Genomic DNA, 14,775 nt, shown 5'->3' on the forward strand with positions numbered 1-14,775 from the left:
CTCAGGCGGCTGCGAAATGCTGCGCCAGACTCACGCCCAGGCCTGACTCCACCGCGGTTTCGACCCGGCGCGCCAGGTTGGCGGCATCGCGGCTGGCCGCGCGGTCGATCTCGTCGTCGGAGTCCGCCAGCACGCCTGCGTTCAGCGCCATGCCGCCGAACACGAACAGGCGATAGACGTCGGCCACCGTCACCTTGTTCACATTCGCCAGCAGCACCCAGTTATCAACCCCTTCGCTGACCCGCTTACCGAACTGCACGCGCGGCGGCGGCTTGATCTTCACCTTCGCCACCCAGCCCGGCGCCAGCATCCGCTCCAGCAAGGCATCCATTTCATCAAAGCCCAGGCGCGTACGGCCCCGCATTTCCGCCGCACTGACGGCAGCGTTGTCGCCCCGCTCGCGCGCCTCGTGCAGCACTTTCAGCACCGCCATGGCGTCGACAAACTCGCCGCCCGGCACCGCCTCATGCCACCAGCGTTCGTATTTGACGACCGGCAGCGCCGCCGTCAGCAAGGCGCCCAGCAAAGTAATCAGCCAGGAAAGGTAGATCCACAACAGGAACAGGGGCAGCGCCGCCAGTGCGCCGTACACCTTCGAGTAGGTCGGCACCTGGGTGATAAAGACGGCGAAGCCGCGCTTTGCCAGCTCGAACGCAATGGCCGCCAGCGCGCCGCCGCACAGCGCGTCGCGCCAGTCCACCATCCGGTTCGGCACCGTCATGTAGAGGAAGGTAAAGCCCAGTGTCGTCAGCAATATCGACAGCAGGGTATAGAAAACCGGTCCCGTCACGGCCCCAATCAGGCCGCTGGTGGCATCGAAAATATGGCTCGACAGCGTCAGCGACACGCCCAGCAACAAGGGGCCGAGGGTGATCAGGGCCCAGTACACCAGCACCCGCCGCATCAGGCGGCGCTCGGCTTTGACGCGCCAGATCCGGTTGAAGGCGCGCTCGATCATGCTCAGCATGGCCACGGACGTCAGCACCAGGGTCACCGCACCGACCGCCGACAGGCGCGTCGCCTTGGCGGCAAACGTTGTAAGGTAGCCAAGGATGGTGTTGGAGATTGCCTTCGGCATCACGCTCTTGATGAAATAGGCCTCCAGCGCTGTGCGGAAGCTATTAAACATCGGGAAGGTCGTGAAGATCGCCAGTGCAATGGTCAGCACCGGCACCAGGGCGAACACGGTGGTGAAGGTCAGCCCGCCCGCCACCTGCGGCAGGCTTTCCTCGCGCAGGCGGCGCCGGGCAAAGCGCAGCAGGTCGCGCAACTCGCCCCAGGACAGGGCACGCAGTTCCGCCACGCCCTTGGTGCAGGCGCGGGCGACATTGGTATAGAGAGACTTTAGAGCCATCAGTTCTTGTTGTTGATCTTTATGCTACTTGGTAAAGGGCCATATAATAGCGCTGATGAACCGAACTAACCTCACAATTCTTGTTTTGTATTATTCCCGGCACGGCTCCGTGCGCAAATTGGCGGAACTGATTGCCCAAGGCATTGAATCGGTACCTGGCTGCGACGCCCGCCTGCGCACCGTGCCGGCCGTTTCCACCGTGACGGAAGCGACCGCGCCGGAAGTACCGGCGGAAGGCGCGCCCTATGTCGAACTGCAGGACCTGGAGGAGTGCGGCGGCCTGGCGCTGGGCTCCCCTACCCGCTTCGGCAATATGGCGGCGGCCATGAAGTATTTCTGGGACGGGACGTCGGCCCAATGGCTGTCCGGCACCCTGTCCGGCAAGCCGGCCTGCGTGTTTACGTCGACCGGCAGCCAGCACGGCGGCCAGGAGTCGACGCTGCTGACGATGATGGTGCCCTTGCTGCACCACGGCATGATGGTGATGGGCCTGCCCTATACCCATCCGGAATTGATGACGACGGCCAGCGGCGGCTCGCCTTACGGCGCCACCCACTGGTCGGGACTGGACGGCAAGAAACCGTTCACGGAAGATGAGAAACGCCTGGCGCTCGCAATGGGCCGCCGGCTGGCCGAAGCGGCCGTGAAGCTGCGGGGACAAAAATGAACAGCACCAAACATAAACTTTTCCATTGGGGCGCCATCGGCAGCCTGGTCTTGCTCATCATCTGGTGCGCGGCGTGGGAAATGTGGGTCTCGCCGCTGAAACCGGGCGGGTCGTGGATGGTCCTCAAAGCCGTGCCGCTGCTGTTCCCCCTGCTGGGCGTGATCAAACGCGATATCTATACGCTGCAGTGGACCTCGATGATGATCCTGCTGTACTTCACCGAAGGCGTGGTGCGCGGCTGGAGCGACAAGGCCATGCCGTGGCTGGGCTGGGGCGAGGCGGCGATTGTTGTCGTCTATTTCCTGTGCGCCATCCTGTACGTGCGTCCTTACAAGCGGGCTGCCAAGCAGGCCGCCAAAGAACTGCTGGAAAAGGTCAACACCAGCAAGACCAAGTGACCATGGACTCGACGGCCTTCCTGGATGCCTGCCGCGCCCTGCTGGGCGAGGCGCACGTCATCGCCGACGAAGCAGGCATGGCGCCCTACCTGCGCGACTGGCGCGGCCGTTTTACCGGACGCGCCCTGGCCGTGCTGCGGCCGGCCGATACCAGCCAGGTCGCCGCCACCGTGCGCCTGTGCGCGGAGGCCCGCACCCCCATCGTGCCGCAGGGCGGCAACACCGGCCTGGTACTGGGCAGCGTGCCAGATGCCACCGGCAGCGCGGTGGTGCTGTCGCTGGCGCGCATGCAGAACATCCGCCAGGTCGATGCGGTCAACCGCACCATGACGGTCGATGCCGGCGTGATCCTGAAGCGGGCGCAGGAAGCAGCGGCAGCGGAAGGCTGCCTGTTCCCGCTGTCGCTGGCGGCGGAAGGCAGCTGCACCATCGGCGGCAACCTGTCGACCAATGCCGGCGGCACCGGCGTTCTGCGCTATGGCAACACGCGCGAGCTTTGCCTTGGGCTGGAAGTCGTGACGCCGCACGGCGAAATCTGGTCCGGCCTGCGCGGACTGCGCAAGGACAATACCGGCTATGACCTGCGCGACCTGTTCATCGGGGCCGAGGGCACGCTCGGCATCATTACCGGCGCGGTACTCAAACTCTACCCGCAGCCGAAAGCGTCCGTAACGGCACTGGCGGCGATGGAGTCGCCGGCGCAAGCCCTGCGCCTGCTGTCCATCATGCAGGACTACTGCGCGGCCAGCCTGACCGGCTTCGAGCTGATGTCGGCGTACTGCCTGCAGCTGGTACGCAAACACTTCCCGACGCTGCCGCAGCCTTTGGCGGACGGCCACCGGCAATATGCCCTGCTGGAACTTTCCAGCAGCGAATCGGAAGCGCATGCGGCCGCCCTGCTGGAGCGCGCGCTGGGTGTGGCGCTGGGTGACGGCGTGGTGCAGGACGCGGTGGTCGCCAGCTCGGCAACGCAATCGCGCGGCCTGTGGGACCTGCGCGAACATATCCCGCTGGCGCAGGCGGCGGATGGCAAGAACATCAAGCACGATATTTCGCTGCCGGTTTCCTCGATCGCCGATTTCATCGCCGCAACCGAGCCGAAACTGCAGCAGGCTTTTCCCGGCTGCCAGCTGGTGTGCTTCGGCCACCTGGGTGACGGCAACCTGCATTTCAATGTCGCGCCGCCACCCGGCGTGGCGCACGAAGACTTCCTGCATAGCCAGGAGGCAGTCAACCGTGTGGTGCACGATGCGGTCGCTGCATTCGGCGGCTCGATTTCGGCCGAACATGGCATCGGCGCTTTAAAGCGCGGCGAACTGGCGCGGTACAAGTCGCCGGTTGAACTGAATATGATGCGGGCGATTAAAGCCGCACTTGATCCGCTGGGCCTGATGAATCCAGGAAAAGTCCTATGAAACTCCTGCCCTTGCTGCTGTTGGCGATGGCGCTTCCTGCCGGGGCGCAAGCCCTGCACAAGTGCACCATCGACGGAAAAGTCAGCTACTCGCAGCAGCCGTGCGAGAAAGGCGTGGCCGCCACCATTGCGGTGCCGCCTGCGCCGTCGCCCGATCCCGCCGCGGCGGCCGACCTGAAACGCCAGGCCCGTGAGGCGAACAAGCTGGCCAGCGAACGCCGCAAGCGCGAAGCGCGCGAGGAACGCGAATCGCTGGCCGAAGCGCGGGCTGTGGCCAGCCACAATAAGAAATGCAAGAAGCTCCAGATGCAGCAGAAATGGGCTGAGGAGGACGCGCGCGGCGCGACGCTGCAGAACCTGGAACGCTCGCGGCAAAAGGCGAAACGCGCTGCCGAGATGGTCCAGCTGGAATGCGGCGGCTGACCGGCTGGCTGGCGCTGGGCGAGTGGCGCGCGCACCCGGTGCGGGCGCTGACCGCCATTGCAGCAATTGCGATCGGGGTGGCGCTGGGCTTTGCCATCCATCTGGTCAACGCCGCGGCGTTGAACGAGTTCTCCACGGCGATCCGCAGCCTGGCGGGCCAGGCCGATATCCAGGTCACCGGCACCGAGACCACTTTTGACGAAGCGATCTATCCGGAACTGGCGCGCATGGCCGAAGTGGCCGTCGCCTCGCCGCTGCTGGAATTCCAGGCAGGCTTGCCGGGACAGCAGAAACCGATCCGGATGATCGGGCTCGATATTTTCAGGGCCGGCTTCATCACGCCTGACCTGGTTGGCGTTCCGGACGCGGAACGGCCCTACGACACGCTGGCGGATGATGCGATTTTCCTGTCGCCGGCCGCCATGCACTGGCTGTCGGTGCAGCCCGGCGCGGAGCTCCGCTTGCGGAGCGGCACCACGACCATTGGCCTGCGCGTGGCAGGCTCGTTGCAGCGGGCGCGCGTGGGGCAGCGTTTCGCCGTGATGGACATCGCTGCGGCGCAGTGGCGTTTCCAGCGCCTGGGCCGCTTGTCGCGCGTGGACCTGAAGCTGCGCGATGGCGTCGATCGCGGCGCCTTTGAACGCAGCCTTGCGGCGCGCCTGGAGCGCGATTTTCCGGGCCGTTTCCGGGTCATGCAGCCGAATAATGCCGACCAGGACGAACGCCACGCGAACCTGAGCCGCGCCTACCGCGTCAACCTGAGCGTGCTGGCGCTGGTGGCGCTGTTCACCGGCGCTTTCCTGGTCTTTTCCTCCCAGGCACTGTCGGTACTGCGGCGGCGCGGTGAATTCGCCTTGCTGCGCGTGCTGGGACTGGAGCGCGGGCAGCTGCTGCGGCAAGTACTGCTGGAAGGTGCGCTGCTGGGCAGCATCGGCTCGGCGCTCGGGATTGCGGGCGGCTACGCACTGGGCGCTGCGGTGCTGCGCCTGTTCGGCGGCGACCTGGGTGCGGGATTCTTCTCCGGCGTGCAGCCAACGGTGCAATGGGAACCGCTTGCAGCGCTGGCGTATTTCGGCCTTGGCCTTGGGGTGGCGCTGCTGGGTGGCCTGGCGCCGGCATTCGACGCCGCACGCGCCCGTCCCGCCGTCGCGCTGAAGGCCGGCACCGACGAAACGGCGCTACGGCCACTGGCGCGGCCATGGCCTGGCATCGCCTGCCTCGCTGCGGCGGGCGCCATGGCTTTCGCGCCACCGGTGTACGAGCTGCCGCTGTTCGGGTATTTTTCCATTGCCTTGCTGCTGGTGGGGGCGATTGCACTGATGCCGCGCTTGACCAGCATGGTGTTCCATCCCCTGGCCCGCCGTCCGGGTGGCGCGGTCGCCTCGCTCGCATCGAACCGGCTGGCCAATGCTTCCGGCCAGGCTGGCATTGCGCTGGGCGGCGTCCTGGCCAGTTTCAGCCTGATGGTGGCGATGGCGATTATGGTGGCCAGTTTCCGTACCTCGGTCGACCAGTGGGTATTGCGCATCCTTCCGGCCGATGTCTATGCGAGCAGCGAGGCCGGCGGTCTTTCGCCCGCCGAGCAGGAGGCAATCCGGAACGTTCCCGGCGTGGCGCGGGTCGAATTCATGCGCATGCGCGCCGTGTCGCTGGCAGCGGACCGGCCGAACGTCATGGTGCTGGCGCGCGACCAGGACCCGACGGCGGCGGGCAGCGCCATCGTCCTGGTTGGCGAAACTGCGGGTGTGGACGCCGGGCTGCCAGCCTGGGTGTCGGAGGCGATGGCGGACCTGTACGGGCTGCAGCCAGGGTCCACGCTGCGCCTGCCCTTGCAGGGCGAACTGCGCGAATTCCGCGTGGCCGGCATCTGGCGCGACTATGCGCGGCCGGCGGGAACGGTCATCATCCGGCGCCCCGACTACATCGCACTGACCGGCGACCACGAAGTCGGCAACGCGGCAATCTGGCTGGCCAAGGACGCCACGGCAGCCCAGGTACAGCAAGGCCTGCGCCGCCTGCCATTCGGCGCGGCGCTGGAAACCAGCGTGCCATCGGAGATCCGCAACCTGACATTGAAAATCTTCGACCGCAGCTTCGCCGTTACCTACCTGCTGGAAGGTATCGCCATCGTCATCGGCCTGTTCGGCGTGGCAGCCACCTTTTCGGCCCAGACGCTGGCGCGCAGCCGCGAGTTCGGCATGCTGCGCCACGTCGGCGTCACACGCGGCCAGATCCTGGGCATCCTGGCGCTGGAAGGCAGCGCACTGACGGCGCTTGGCATACTGGCCGGTTTTGCGCTCGGATGGGTGATCAGCCTGGTGCTGGTCCACGTCATCAACCCGCAATCCTTCCACTGGACCATGCAAATGCACTATCCGTGGCCCCTGCTGGCCACCGTGGCCGCCGCCCTGCTGCTGTCGGCAACCGTCACCGCGCTGCTGGCTGGCCGCCAGGCCCTGTCCGCAGGTCCGATCCGCGCCGTAAGGGAGGACTGGTAATGCGTCGCGCCCTGCTCTGGCTGTTCCTGCTGCTTGCGCTACCGCTGCGCGCGGCCGAATTCACACCGGTCACGCCGGGCAAGCCGCTGCAATTCCCGCGCGACTTTGGCGCCCACCCGGACTTCAAGACCGAGTGGTGGTACGCCACCGGCTGGCTGGCAACGCCGGACGGCCGCCAGCTGGGCTACCAGGTCACCCTCTTCCGCAGCGGCACCGGCCAGGGACAAGGCAACCCAAGCAAATTCGCACCGAAAGACGTGATCGTGGCCCACGTCGCCCTGTCCGACCCCGCCCTCGGCAAACTGCTGCACGACCAGCGCACCGTGCGCGCCGGCTTCGGCCTGGCCGGCGCCGCGACCGAAGACACCGACGTCCGGCTGGATAGCTGGCGCATGCGCCGCGCCGCCGACGGCACTTATCATATCGACATCGATGCCGCCGAATTCACGCTGGCGCTGCAGCTGGCGCCCACCCAGCCCATCCTGTTGCAAGGCGACGCCGGCTACTCGCGCAAGGGCCCGCGCCCGGCCCAGGCAAGTTATTACTATAGCAAGCCGCAGCTACGCACCAGCGGCACCCTGGCCCGGCGCGGCGGCGCCCCGCAAGCCGTCCAGGGCAGCACATGGCTCGACCACGAATGGTCCAGCGAGGTGCTGGATCCGGCCGCCGCGGGCTGGGACTGGGTCGGCATCAACCTCGCCGACGGCGGCGCACTGATGGCATTCCAGATAAGGGACCGCCAAGGTGGTAAACTATGGGCCCACGCGACATGGCGCGACGCATCCGGTAAGATCACGCACTATTCGCAGGACCAGGTTAGCTTTGCCCCGCAAGTGCGCTGGCGGTCGCCGCGCACGCATGCCGAGTATCCCGTCACCACCTTGATCACCACCGGCCCCGAACAGTGGCTGGCCAGCCCTTTGCAGCAGGACCAGGAGCTGGATTCGCGCCGTTCGACCGGCGCGGTGTATTGGGAAGGCGCGGTGACGGTAAGCCGCGGCGGCAAGCCCGCAGGACGCGGCTACCTGGAAATGACGGGCTATGTCCGTCCGATAAAACTTTGAACAAGAACGTAAAACACGCAATGAGCACCACCACCACCGGCCAGCCAGAAGCCCGAGAACTGAAGAAAGGCAGCCTGGCCGCCTTCAAGGGCCTGATGCCCTTCCTCAAGCCATACCGTAACCGTTTCATCGTGGCCGGCATCGCCCTGCTGGTGGCGGCCGGCTCCACGCTGGCCATTCCGTATGCATTCAAGCAGATGATCGACCTGGGCTTCGGCGCCAGCGCCGGCGTGCACAGCGCGGACCATGTCAATCAAGTATTCCTGGTGCTGTTCGCGGTGGCCTCGGTGCTGGCGCTGGCGACGGCGGCGCGTTTCTACAGCGTGTCCTGGCTGGGCGAGCGCGTCACGGCCGATATCCGCAACGCGGTCTACAGCCATGTGGTGCAGCAGAGCCCCGAATTCTTTGAAACCACCAAGACCGGCGAGGTGCTGTCGCGCCTGACCACCGACACCACCCTGATCCAGAGCGTGGTCGGCACCAGCATCTCCATGGCGCTGCGCAATACGCTGCTGTTCCTGGGCGGCCTGGTCATGCTGTTCGTCACCAGCCCGAAGCTGACCTCCATCATCCTCGGCCTGCTGGTGCTGACCGTGCTGCCGATCGTGGTGTTCGGCCGCCGCGTGCGCAAGCTGTCGCGCGATTCGCAGGACCGCGTGGCCGACGCCTCCGCCATGGCCGGTGAAATCCTGAACGCGATGCCGACTGTGCAGGCCTTCACCCATGAAAAGCTGGAAGCTTCCCGCTTTGGCACTTCCGTTGAAGGCGCTTTTGCCACCGCCATGCGCCGTATCCAGGCGCGCGCCTTCCTGACCATGCTGGCTATTGTGCTGGTGTTCGGCACCATCGTGTTCGTGCTGTGGCTCGGCGCCCACGCCGTGCTGGAAGGCTCGATGACCGGCGGCGACCTGGGCCAGTTCATCCTGTACGCATCCATCGTCGCCGGCTCGATTGGCGCCCTGTCCGAAGTGATGGGTGAAGCGCAGCGCGCTGCCGGCGCCGCCGAACGCCTGCTGGAATTGCTGTCGGTGCGTTCCGACATCCAGAACCCGGCGCAGCCGCAAGCCCTGCCACCGCGCGCCGCCAATGGCGCGGCACTGAGCCTGGCCGACGTGTCCTTCAGCTATCCTTCGCGCCCGGACACCATGGCGCTGGACCATGTAACACTGGATATCAAGCCGGGCGAGACCATCGCCGTGGTCGGCCCTTCCGGCGCCGGCAAGACCACCCTGTTCCAGATGCTGCTGCGCTTTTACGACCCGCAATCGGGCGCGATCCGCCTGGACGGCACCGATATCCGCCTGCTGGACCTGCATACCCTGCGCGGCGCCATCGGCATCGTGCCGCAGGATACGGTGATCTTCTCGGCCGATGCGATGGAAAACATCCGCTACGGCCGCGCCGATGCGACCGACCAGGAAGTGATCCAGGCCGCACGCCTGGCCGCCGCCCACGAATTCATCGAGCGCCTGCCGAACGGCTACAAGTCCTTCCTCGGCGAGCGCGGCGTGCGCCTGTCGGGCGGCCAACGCCAGCGCATCGCCATCGCGCGCGCGCTGCTCAAGAATCCACCGCTGCTGCTGCTGGACGAAGCCACCAGCGCACTGGATGCTGAATCCGAGCGCCTGGTCCAGGGCGCCCTGGAAGCGGCCATGGTTGGCCGCACCACCGTCATCATCGCGCACCGCCTGGCCACCGTGCAGCGCGCCGACCGCATCATCGTGATGGAAGACGGCAAGGTCGTCGAAACCGGCACCCACCAGTCGCTGGTGGCGTTGGGCGGCATCTATGCCAACCTGGCTGCGCTGCAGTTCCACAATGTGCACGTGACCCACTGAGGCTGCCGTGACCGACGTTGAACTGCGCCAGAACTGCCAAATTGTCCTGCCGGGACACCGCCAGCCTTCGCCGGCGGAGACTTTCGCCGCCATGTCCGCGTGGTGCGAAGCCAATGGCGTCGCGCACGACGTGTATGGCGAAGGGGAACTGATCCAGTCCTTCGAGCGCAAGGTCGCCGGTTTGCTGGGTTTTGAAGCCGCCACCTTTGTCATCACCGGCACCATGACCCAGGTCACGGCACTGCGCCTGGCCTGCCTGGAGCGCGGCAGCCGCCTGGTGGGGCTGCATCCGACCGCGCATATCTTCAAGCACGAACGCAGCAACCATCAGTTGCTGGACCATTTCCAGGCGCTGCAACTGGGCGACCTGCACCGGCCATTTACGCTGGGCGAACTGCAAGCGGTGCCGGACCGCCTGGGCGCCGTCGCGCTCGAACTGCCGGCGCGCGAGCTGGGCGGCCAGTCGCCTGCCTGGGACGAGCTGGCCGGCATCAAGGCGCACTGCCGCGCACAGGGCATCCACTTGCATATGGACGGCGCGCGCCTGTGGGAAGCGGCAGCCGGCTATGGCCGCACCCCGGCCGAAGTGGCAGCTGGCTTCGACAGTGTGTATGTGTCTCTGTACAAAGGCATCGGCGGCCTGGGTGGCGCCATGCTGCTGGGCAGCCGCGCTTTCATCGCGCAGGCGCAGGAATGGTTTCGCCGCCAGGGCGGCAACGTGATCCACCGCACGCCTTACGTGGTTGCCGCGGCCATGCAATTCGACTCCCGCCTGGCGGCGATGCCGGACTACTTCCGCCGCACGCAATGGCTGTACGAGACCCTGAAAGAATTCCCTCGCCTGCGCGCCAATCCTGCGCAGCCGCAGGCCAATATGCTGCATATCCACGTGGGCGCTGAACGCGACCGCTTGCTGGAAATCCGCAATGAGATCGCGGCCCGCCATGGCGTCTGGCTGCTGAACCGCGCGGCGCACGCGCAATTGCCCGGTACCAGCTATACCGAGTGGTATGTGGGCGATAACCTTATGACGCTGTCGGACGAACAGATCCGCCATGCGCTGACACTTTGGAGCGATGCATTATGAGTTTCGCCTCGCTGGACTTGATCGACGGTCTCCTGCGCACCCTGGAGTCGATCGGCTACAAGACCCCGACCCCGGTGCAAAAACAAGCCATTCCGGCGGTACTGGCGGGGCGAGACCTGCTGGCGGCGGCGCAGACCGGTACCGGCAAGACCGCTGCTTTCGCCCTGCCCCTGCTGCAGCGGCTGGCCATGGAGGGCGACCAGGCTGCGCCCAACCATATCCGCTGCCTGGTCCTGGTGCCGACCCGCGAGCTGGCGGAACAGGTTTATCAAAGCTTCCATACCTACGGCTTCAACCTGCCACTGCGTTCTGCGGTGGCTTATGGCGGCGTGCCGATGGAGCCGCAGCTGACAAAACTGCGCAAGGGACTGGACGTGCTGGTGGCGACGCCTGGCCGCCTGCTGGACCTGCACCGCAAGGGCGCACTGGAATTCGGCCAGCTGCAGGCGCTGGTACTGGATGAAGCGGACCGGATGCTGGATCTGGGCTTTGCGGCGGACCTGGACTTGCTGTTCGCGGTGCTGCCACCCGAACGCCAGACCTTGCTGTTCTCAGCCACCATGCCGGAACCGATCCGCAAGATGGCTGCCCAGCTGCTGCGCAACCCGCTGACGGTGCAGGCCAGCGCGCCCAATACCACCGCGCGTACCGTGCGCCAGATGGTCTTCACCACCGACAAGCGCAATAAGCCGGAGCTGTTCGTGCACCTGCTGCGCAAGGAGGGCTGGGGCCAGGTGCTGGTGTTCGTCAAGACACGCAAGGGTGTTGAGCAACTGGTTGGCCTGCTGCAGGGCGAAGGCGTCAGCGCGGATTCCATTCACGGCGACAAGCCGCAGCCGGCGCGCATCAAGGCCTTGAAGCGTTTCAAGGCGAACGATGTGCAGGTGCTGGTGGCGACCGACGTTGCGGCGCGCGGGCTGGATATCGAAGCCTTGCCGCTAGTGGTCAACTTCGACCTGCCGACGGTGGCGGAGGATTATGTGCACCGGATTGGCCGTACCGGCCGCGCCGGGGCTGAGGGCGAGGCGATTTCGCTGGTTTGTGCGGATGAAGTTGAGCTGCTGCGGGCGGTCGAAAAGCTGATCGGCAATGTGCTGCCGCGGGCGGAGGAGCAAGGGTTTGAGGCAGACCATCGCGTGCCGTCGACCGGTGCGCCGGTTGCTGCTGCGGCGCGGCCGGTGGCCAAGCCGGCCAAGCCGGCCAAAGCAGCACCGCCACGTGCGGCGGCGGCCGCGGTTGATAACACGCCGCGCCCGGCGGGCGGTTTTGGCGGCTTGAAGGAAGAATTACCGCCAAAGGAAAAACAGCGCTCGCGCGGGCCGATCTACGGCGCGCGGCCAGGCAGCCCGGGCGCCGGCACCGGCACCAAGCGCGGCGGCGGGCCGACCAGCGCGGCTGGTGGACGCTCGGGTGGCGGAGGCAAAGTGGTGGTGACCGCGACGCGCGGCGCCAAGTCGGCCGCACATGCTGCAGGCCGCGCCGCCGTCAAGACCGGCGGCCGTGGAAACAAACGATAATCGGAGAGACGCATGAAGCAGTACAAGGAATTGATCAGCACCGTGCTGGAACAAGGCAGCTGGCAGGACAACCGCACCGGCATCCGCACCCTGAGCGTGCCCGGCGCCATGATGCGCTTCGACATGAACGACGGCTTCCCTGCCGTCACCACCAAGAAGCTGGCCTTCAAATCGGTGGTCGGCGAGCTGTGCGCCTTCCTGCGCGCCTCGCGCAGCGCGGCCGACTTCCGCGCGCTGGGCTGCAAGGTGTGGGACCAGAACGCCAACGAAAACCAGCAATGGCTGGCCAACCCTTACCGCACCGGCACCGACGACCTGGGCCCGGTCTACGGCGTGCAATGGCGCCAGTGGCCAGGCTACAAGCTGCTGGACGCTGCGGCGGCCGGACAGATTACCGACGCCGAGCGCAATGGCTTCCGCCAGGTCGCCCCGCTGGCGGAAGACGGCGTCCAGAAAGTGTTGATGTACAAGGCCATCGACCAGCTGCGCGAATGCCTGGACACCATTGTCAACAACCCGTCCAGCCGCCGCATCCTGTTCCACGGCTGGAACCCGGCGGTGCTGGACCAGGTCGCACTGCCGGCTTGCCACCTGCTGTACCAGTTCATCCCGAACGCCACCACGCGCGAAATCTCGCTGTGCCTCTACGTGCGCAGCAACGATATCGGCCTCGGTACCCCATTCAATATCGCGGAAGGCGCCGCCCTGCTGCACCTGGTGGCGCGCCTGACCGGCTACAAGCCACGCTGGTTCAGCTACTTCATCGGCGACGCCCACATCTACGAGAACCACATGGATATGGTGCAGGAACAGCTGAAGCGCGAGCCGCTGCCGCTGCCGCAGCTGCATATCAACAGCCGCGTGCCTGCGTTCGCGGAAACCGGCAAGTATGAACCGGAATGGCTGGAGAAGATCGAGCCGTCCGACTTCACGCTCGAAGGCTACCAGCACCACGCGCCGCTGACGGCGCCGATGGCCGTTTAAGCCGTCGCTTCCTCGGGGACGACGCTGCTCCACCACAGGTTGGCGGAGTCTTCCCCTTCCTTCTCCAGCAGGTAATGGTAGCCGCGCTGCGCGGCTTCATTGAGCAGGCTTGGGTCGTCCAGTGCGGCCTGGCGAAGATGGTCAACGCCGGAACGGTTGCCCTCCGCCAGCAGCACACGGCCGTACAGCAGCGTCGCTTTGGGATACGGGCCTCCCGGGCGTTTCAGCTGCTCCATCAACACCGGCTTGGCTGCATCGGCGCTGTCGAATTCCAGCTTCAGCAACGCCAGCTCCTGCAGCTCCACCACTGTCAGTTTGGATAGCGGCTGGCCGGAAAGCTCTCCGATACGGGCCTACGAGTGCGTCACATGGCGATAGCGCTCGCCCCAGCCGCGCGCATTGGCATCCCACCATTGTTTGTCCAGCTCCGCTTCGAGCTTCTTGCCCAGGCCCGCCGCCAGCATCACATCGGCGGCGCTGAGCTCGACCGGCTCCGGCAGGGCCGGCGCGGCGCCGATCGCATCGAGGCGCTCGCGCAGGCAGGGGTGGGTATCGTCGACGCCGGAGCGCTCCTCCCAGGCGGCATCCAGCGCCGCCCTGGTGGCCCACTCGTCGTAGTTTGCCTTGAACGCCAGACGCATTGAGGCGAACGGCATGAAGGGCGGACCCTCGGAGCGGTCCGCGTTCTCGTACATCTTTGGCCAGAACGAGCGCGCGACCCAGGCGCCCAGCAAGTGCCCGCGTACCAGGCCATGCGCATTGGCGGTGCGGCCGGCCATTTCCGTCGCGGTGCGGTCGGCTTCGTATTCATCCTGGCGCGCCAGCACGAAGGTGTAGGCGCTGTAATACGGGAAGAAGCGTGACAGCGCGCCGGCGATCGCCGCGCTCACCACATTGTCTTCGGCACTGTCTTCCACATGCTGGTACAGGCTGACGAACAGGCGGCGCTGCCGGTAGACCCAGGCCGACGCCTTGCCGTGGTTGCCGCACAGGTGGCCGTACTCATGCGCCAGGGTGGCCAGCATTTCCTTGGGCGTCGCGCCCAGCAGGTATGGCAGGCCGACGATCAGGTAATTGCGGTTGCCGCCGAAAATGCCGAAACGCGCATGCTGGCAAATCGCCGCGTTGTACTCGTCCGTCACCAGCACCTGGTGGATCGGCGGGCCGTTCAGCTTGCCGTGCAGTTTATCGAGTATCTCAAACAGCTTGGGCGCTTCGGCGCGCTCGAGGGATCGGCCCGTCGGAGCATCCAGCCGCATGAACATCACGCGCAGCACCACAAAGATCAGCGGCAGCAGGAACAGCCCGAACAGGCCCAGTTTGATGGTGCTAAAGGTACGGTGGGATTCCAACGCCCACTGCGTGGCCACCACGAACAGGGCGACCAGCGCGGCCAGCGCGCCAAACAGCACCACATAGGCCGCAATACTGATCGCGAAGACTTTACGGCGAAAAGCCGCCGGGCTGGCATGGGAATCCAGCTCCAGGCGGCGCACCAGGTGTTCAAATGCCTTATGGTCCAAGCGTTCTC

Annotated in this window: 13 protein-coding genes; 10 read left to right on the forward strand and 3 right to left on the reverse strand. The window is 66.0% G+C overall.

Annotation, left to right across the window (positions count from 1 at the left end):
- Position 1 precedes the first annotated feature (1 nt).
- Positions 2-1,354 (reverse strand): YihY family inner membrane protein, encoded by a 1,353-nt coding sequence (locus AAHE99_RS04000; protein WP_342114637.1) that lies wholly within the window; start codon positions 1,352-1,354, stop codon positions 2-4.
- Between the two features lie 55 nt (positions 1,355-1,409).
- Between AAHE99_RS04000 and wrbA the strand changes: the two genes are divergently transcribed.
- The 10 genes from wrbA to AAHE99_RS04050 are packed head-to-tail and all read left to right on the forward strand — an operon-like array spanning position 1,410 to position 13,244.
- On the forward strand, positions 1,410-2,021 hold the full coding sequence (gene wrbA, locus AAHE99_RS04005; RefSeq protein ID WP_342114639.1) for an NAD(P)H:quinone oxidoreductase: 612 nt from the start codon (positions 1,410-1,412) through the stop codon (positions 2,019-2,021).
- On the forward strand, positions 2,018-2,419 hold the full coding sequence (locus AAHE99_RS04010) for a DUF2069 domain-containing protein (RefSeq protein WP_342114641.1): 402 nt from the start codon (positions 2,018-2,020) through the stop codon (positions 2,417-2,419). Before wrbA ends, AAHE99_RS04010 begins: the two co-directional genes overlap by 4 nt.
- 2 nt (positions 2,420-2,421) lie before the next feature.
- The gene (locus AAHE99_RS04015; protein ID WP_342115014.1) at positions 2,422-3,834 is read left to right on the forward strand and encodes an FAD-binding oxidoreductase; all 1,413 of its coding nucleotides are present in this window, start codon (positions 2,422-2,424) and stop codon (positions 3,832-3,834) included.
- Complete coding sequence (locus tag AAHE99_RS04020; RefSeq protein ID WP_342114643.1) at positions 3,831-4,256, forward strand: DUF4124 domain-containing protein; 426 nt, start codon at positions 3,831-3,833, stop codon at positions 4,254-4,256. The genes AAHE99_RS04015 and AAHE99_RS04020 overlap by 4 nt, the downstream gene beginning before the upstream one ends.
- Positions 4,244-6,754: an ABC transporter permease gene (locus AAHE99_RS04025; RefSeq protein WP_342114645.1), complete on the forward strand. Its 2,511-nt coding sequence runs from the start codon at positions 4,244-4,246 to the stop codon at positions 6,752-6,754. The genes AAHE99_RS04020 and AAHE99_RS04025 overlap by 13 nt, the downstream gene beginning before the upstream one ends.
- Entirely contained in the window at positions 6,754-7,818 is a 1,065-nt protein-coding gene (locus AAHE99_RS04030) for a lipocalin-like domain-containing protein (RefSeq protein WP_342114647.1), read from the forward strand. The genes AAHE99_RS04025 and AAHE99_RS04030 overlap by 1 nt, the downstream gene beginning before the upstream one ends.
- Before the next feature lie 20 nt (positions 7,819-7,838).
- A complete protein-coding gene (locus AAHE99_RS04035) occupies positions 7,839-9,656 on the forward strand; it encodes an ABC transporter transmembrane domain-containing protein (protein ID WP_342114648.1) in 1,818 nt (605 codons plus the stop codon).
- A 7-nt stretch (positions 9,657-9,663) separates the two neighbouring features.
- Positions 9,664-10,743: a threonine aldolase family protein gene (locus AAHE99_RS04040; RefSeq protein WP_342114651.1), complete on the forward strand. Its 1,080-nt coding sequence runs from the start codon at positions 9,664-9,666 to the stop codon at positions 10,741-10,743.
- Positions 10,740-12,260 carry a DEAD/DEAH box helicase gene (locus AAHE99_RS04045; RefSeq protein ID WP_342114653.1) on the forward strand — a complete coding sequence of 507 codons (1,521 nt, stop codon included), beginning with the start codon at positions 10,740-10,742 and terminating at the stop codon, positions 12,258-12,260. Before AAHE99_RS04040 ends, AAHE99_RS04045 begins: the two co-directional genes overlap by 4 nt.
- 12 nt (positions 12,261-12,272) lie before the next feature.
- Positions 12,273-13,244 (forward strand): thymidylate synthase, encoded by a 972-nt coding sequence (locus AAHE99_RS04050; protein ID WP_342114655.1) that lies wholly within the window; start codon positions 12,273-12,275, stop codon positions 13,242-13,244.
- On the opposite strand, the gene AAHE99_RS04055 is transcribed toward AAHE99_RS04050, so the two are convergent.
- Together AAHE99_RS04055 and AAHE99_RS04060 are read right to left on the reverse strand one after the other, a co-directional pair.
- A complete protein-coding gene (locus AAHE99_RS04055) occupies positions 13,241-13,528 on the reverse strand; it encodes a hypothetical protein (RefSeq protein ID WP_342114657.1) in 288 nt (95 codons plus the stop codon). The genes AAHE99_RS04050 and AAHE99_RS04055 overlap by 4 nt on opposite strands.
- A 69-nt stretch (positions 13,529-13,597) precedes the next feature.
- Positions 13,598-14,767: a M48 family metallopeptidase gene (locus AAHE99_RS04060; protein ID WP_342114659.1), complete on the reverse strand. Its 1,170-nt coding sequence runs from the start codon at positions 14,765-14,767 to the stop codon at positions 13,598-13,600.
- Positions 14,768-14,775: the final 8 nt, after the last annotated feature.

It is taken from the genome of Pseudoduganella sp. OTU4001 (assembly GCF_038440195.1).
Lineage (GTDB): Bacteria > Pseudomonadota > Gammaproteobacteria > Burkholderiales > Burkholderiaceae_D > Rugamonas.

Excerpts from the sequence above, each read along its gene's own strand:
- AAHE99_RS04045 (WP_342114653.1), top strand. The coding sequence starts at position 10,740 with ATGAGTTTCGCCTCGCTGGACTTGATCGACGGTCTCCTGCGCACCCTG.
- AAHE99_RS04030 (WP_342114647.1), top strand. The coding sequence starts at position 6,754 with ATGCGTCGCGCCCTGCTCTGGCTGTTCCTGCTGCTTGCGCTACCGCTG.
- wrbA (WP_342114639.1), top strand. The coding sequence starts at position 1,410 with ATGAACCGAACTAACCTCACAATTCTTGTTTTGTATTATTCCCGGCAC.
- AAHE99_RS04010 (WP_342114641.1), top strand. The coding sequence starts at position 2,018 with ATGAACAGCACCAAACATAAACTTTTCCATTGGGGCGCCATCGGCAGC.
- AAHE99_RS04035 (WP_342114648.1), top strand. The coding sequence starts at position 7,839 with ATGAGCACCACCACCACCGGCCAGCCAGAAGCCCGAGAACTGAAGAAA.
- AAHE99_RS04000 (WP_342114637.1), bottom strand. The coding sequence starts at position 1,354 with ATGGCTCTAAAGTCTCTCTATACCAATGTCGCCCGCGCCTGCACCAAG.
- AAHE99_RS04015 (WP_342115014.1), top strand. The coding sequence starts at position 2,422 with ATGGACTCGACGGCCTTCCTGGATGCCTGCCGCGCCCTGCTGGGCGAG.
- AAHE99_RS04050 (WP_342114655.1), top strand. The coding sequence starts at position 12,273 with ATGAAGCAGTACAAGGAATTGATCAGCACCGTGCTGGAACAAGGCAGC.
- AAHE99_RS04020 (WP_342114643.1), top strand. The coding sequence starts at position 3,831 with ATGAAACTCCTGCCCTTGCTGCTGTTGGCGATGGCGCTTCCTGCCGGG.
- AAHE99_RS04025 (WP_342114645.1), top strand. The coding sequence starts at position 4,244 with ATGCGGCGGCTGACCGGCTGGCTGGCGCTGGGCGAGTGGCGCGCGCAC.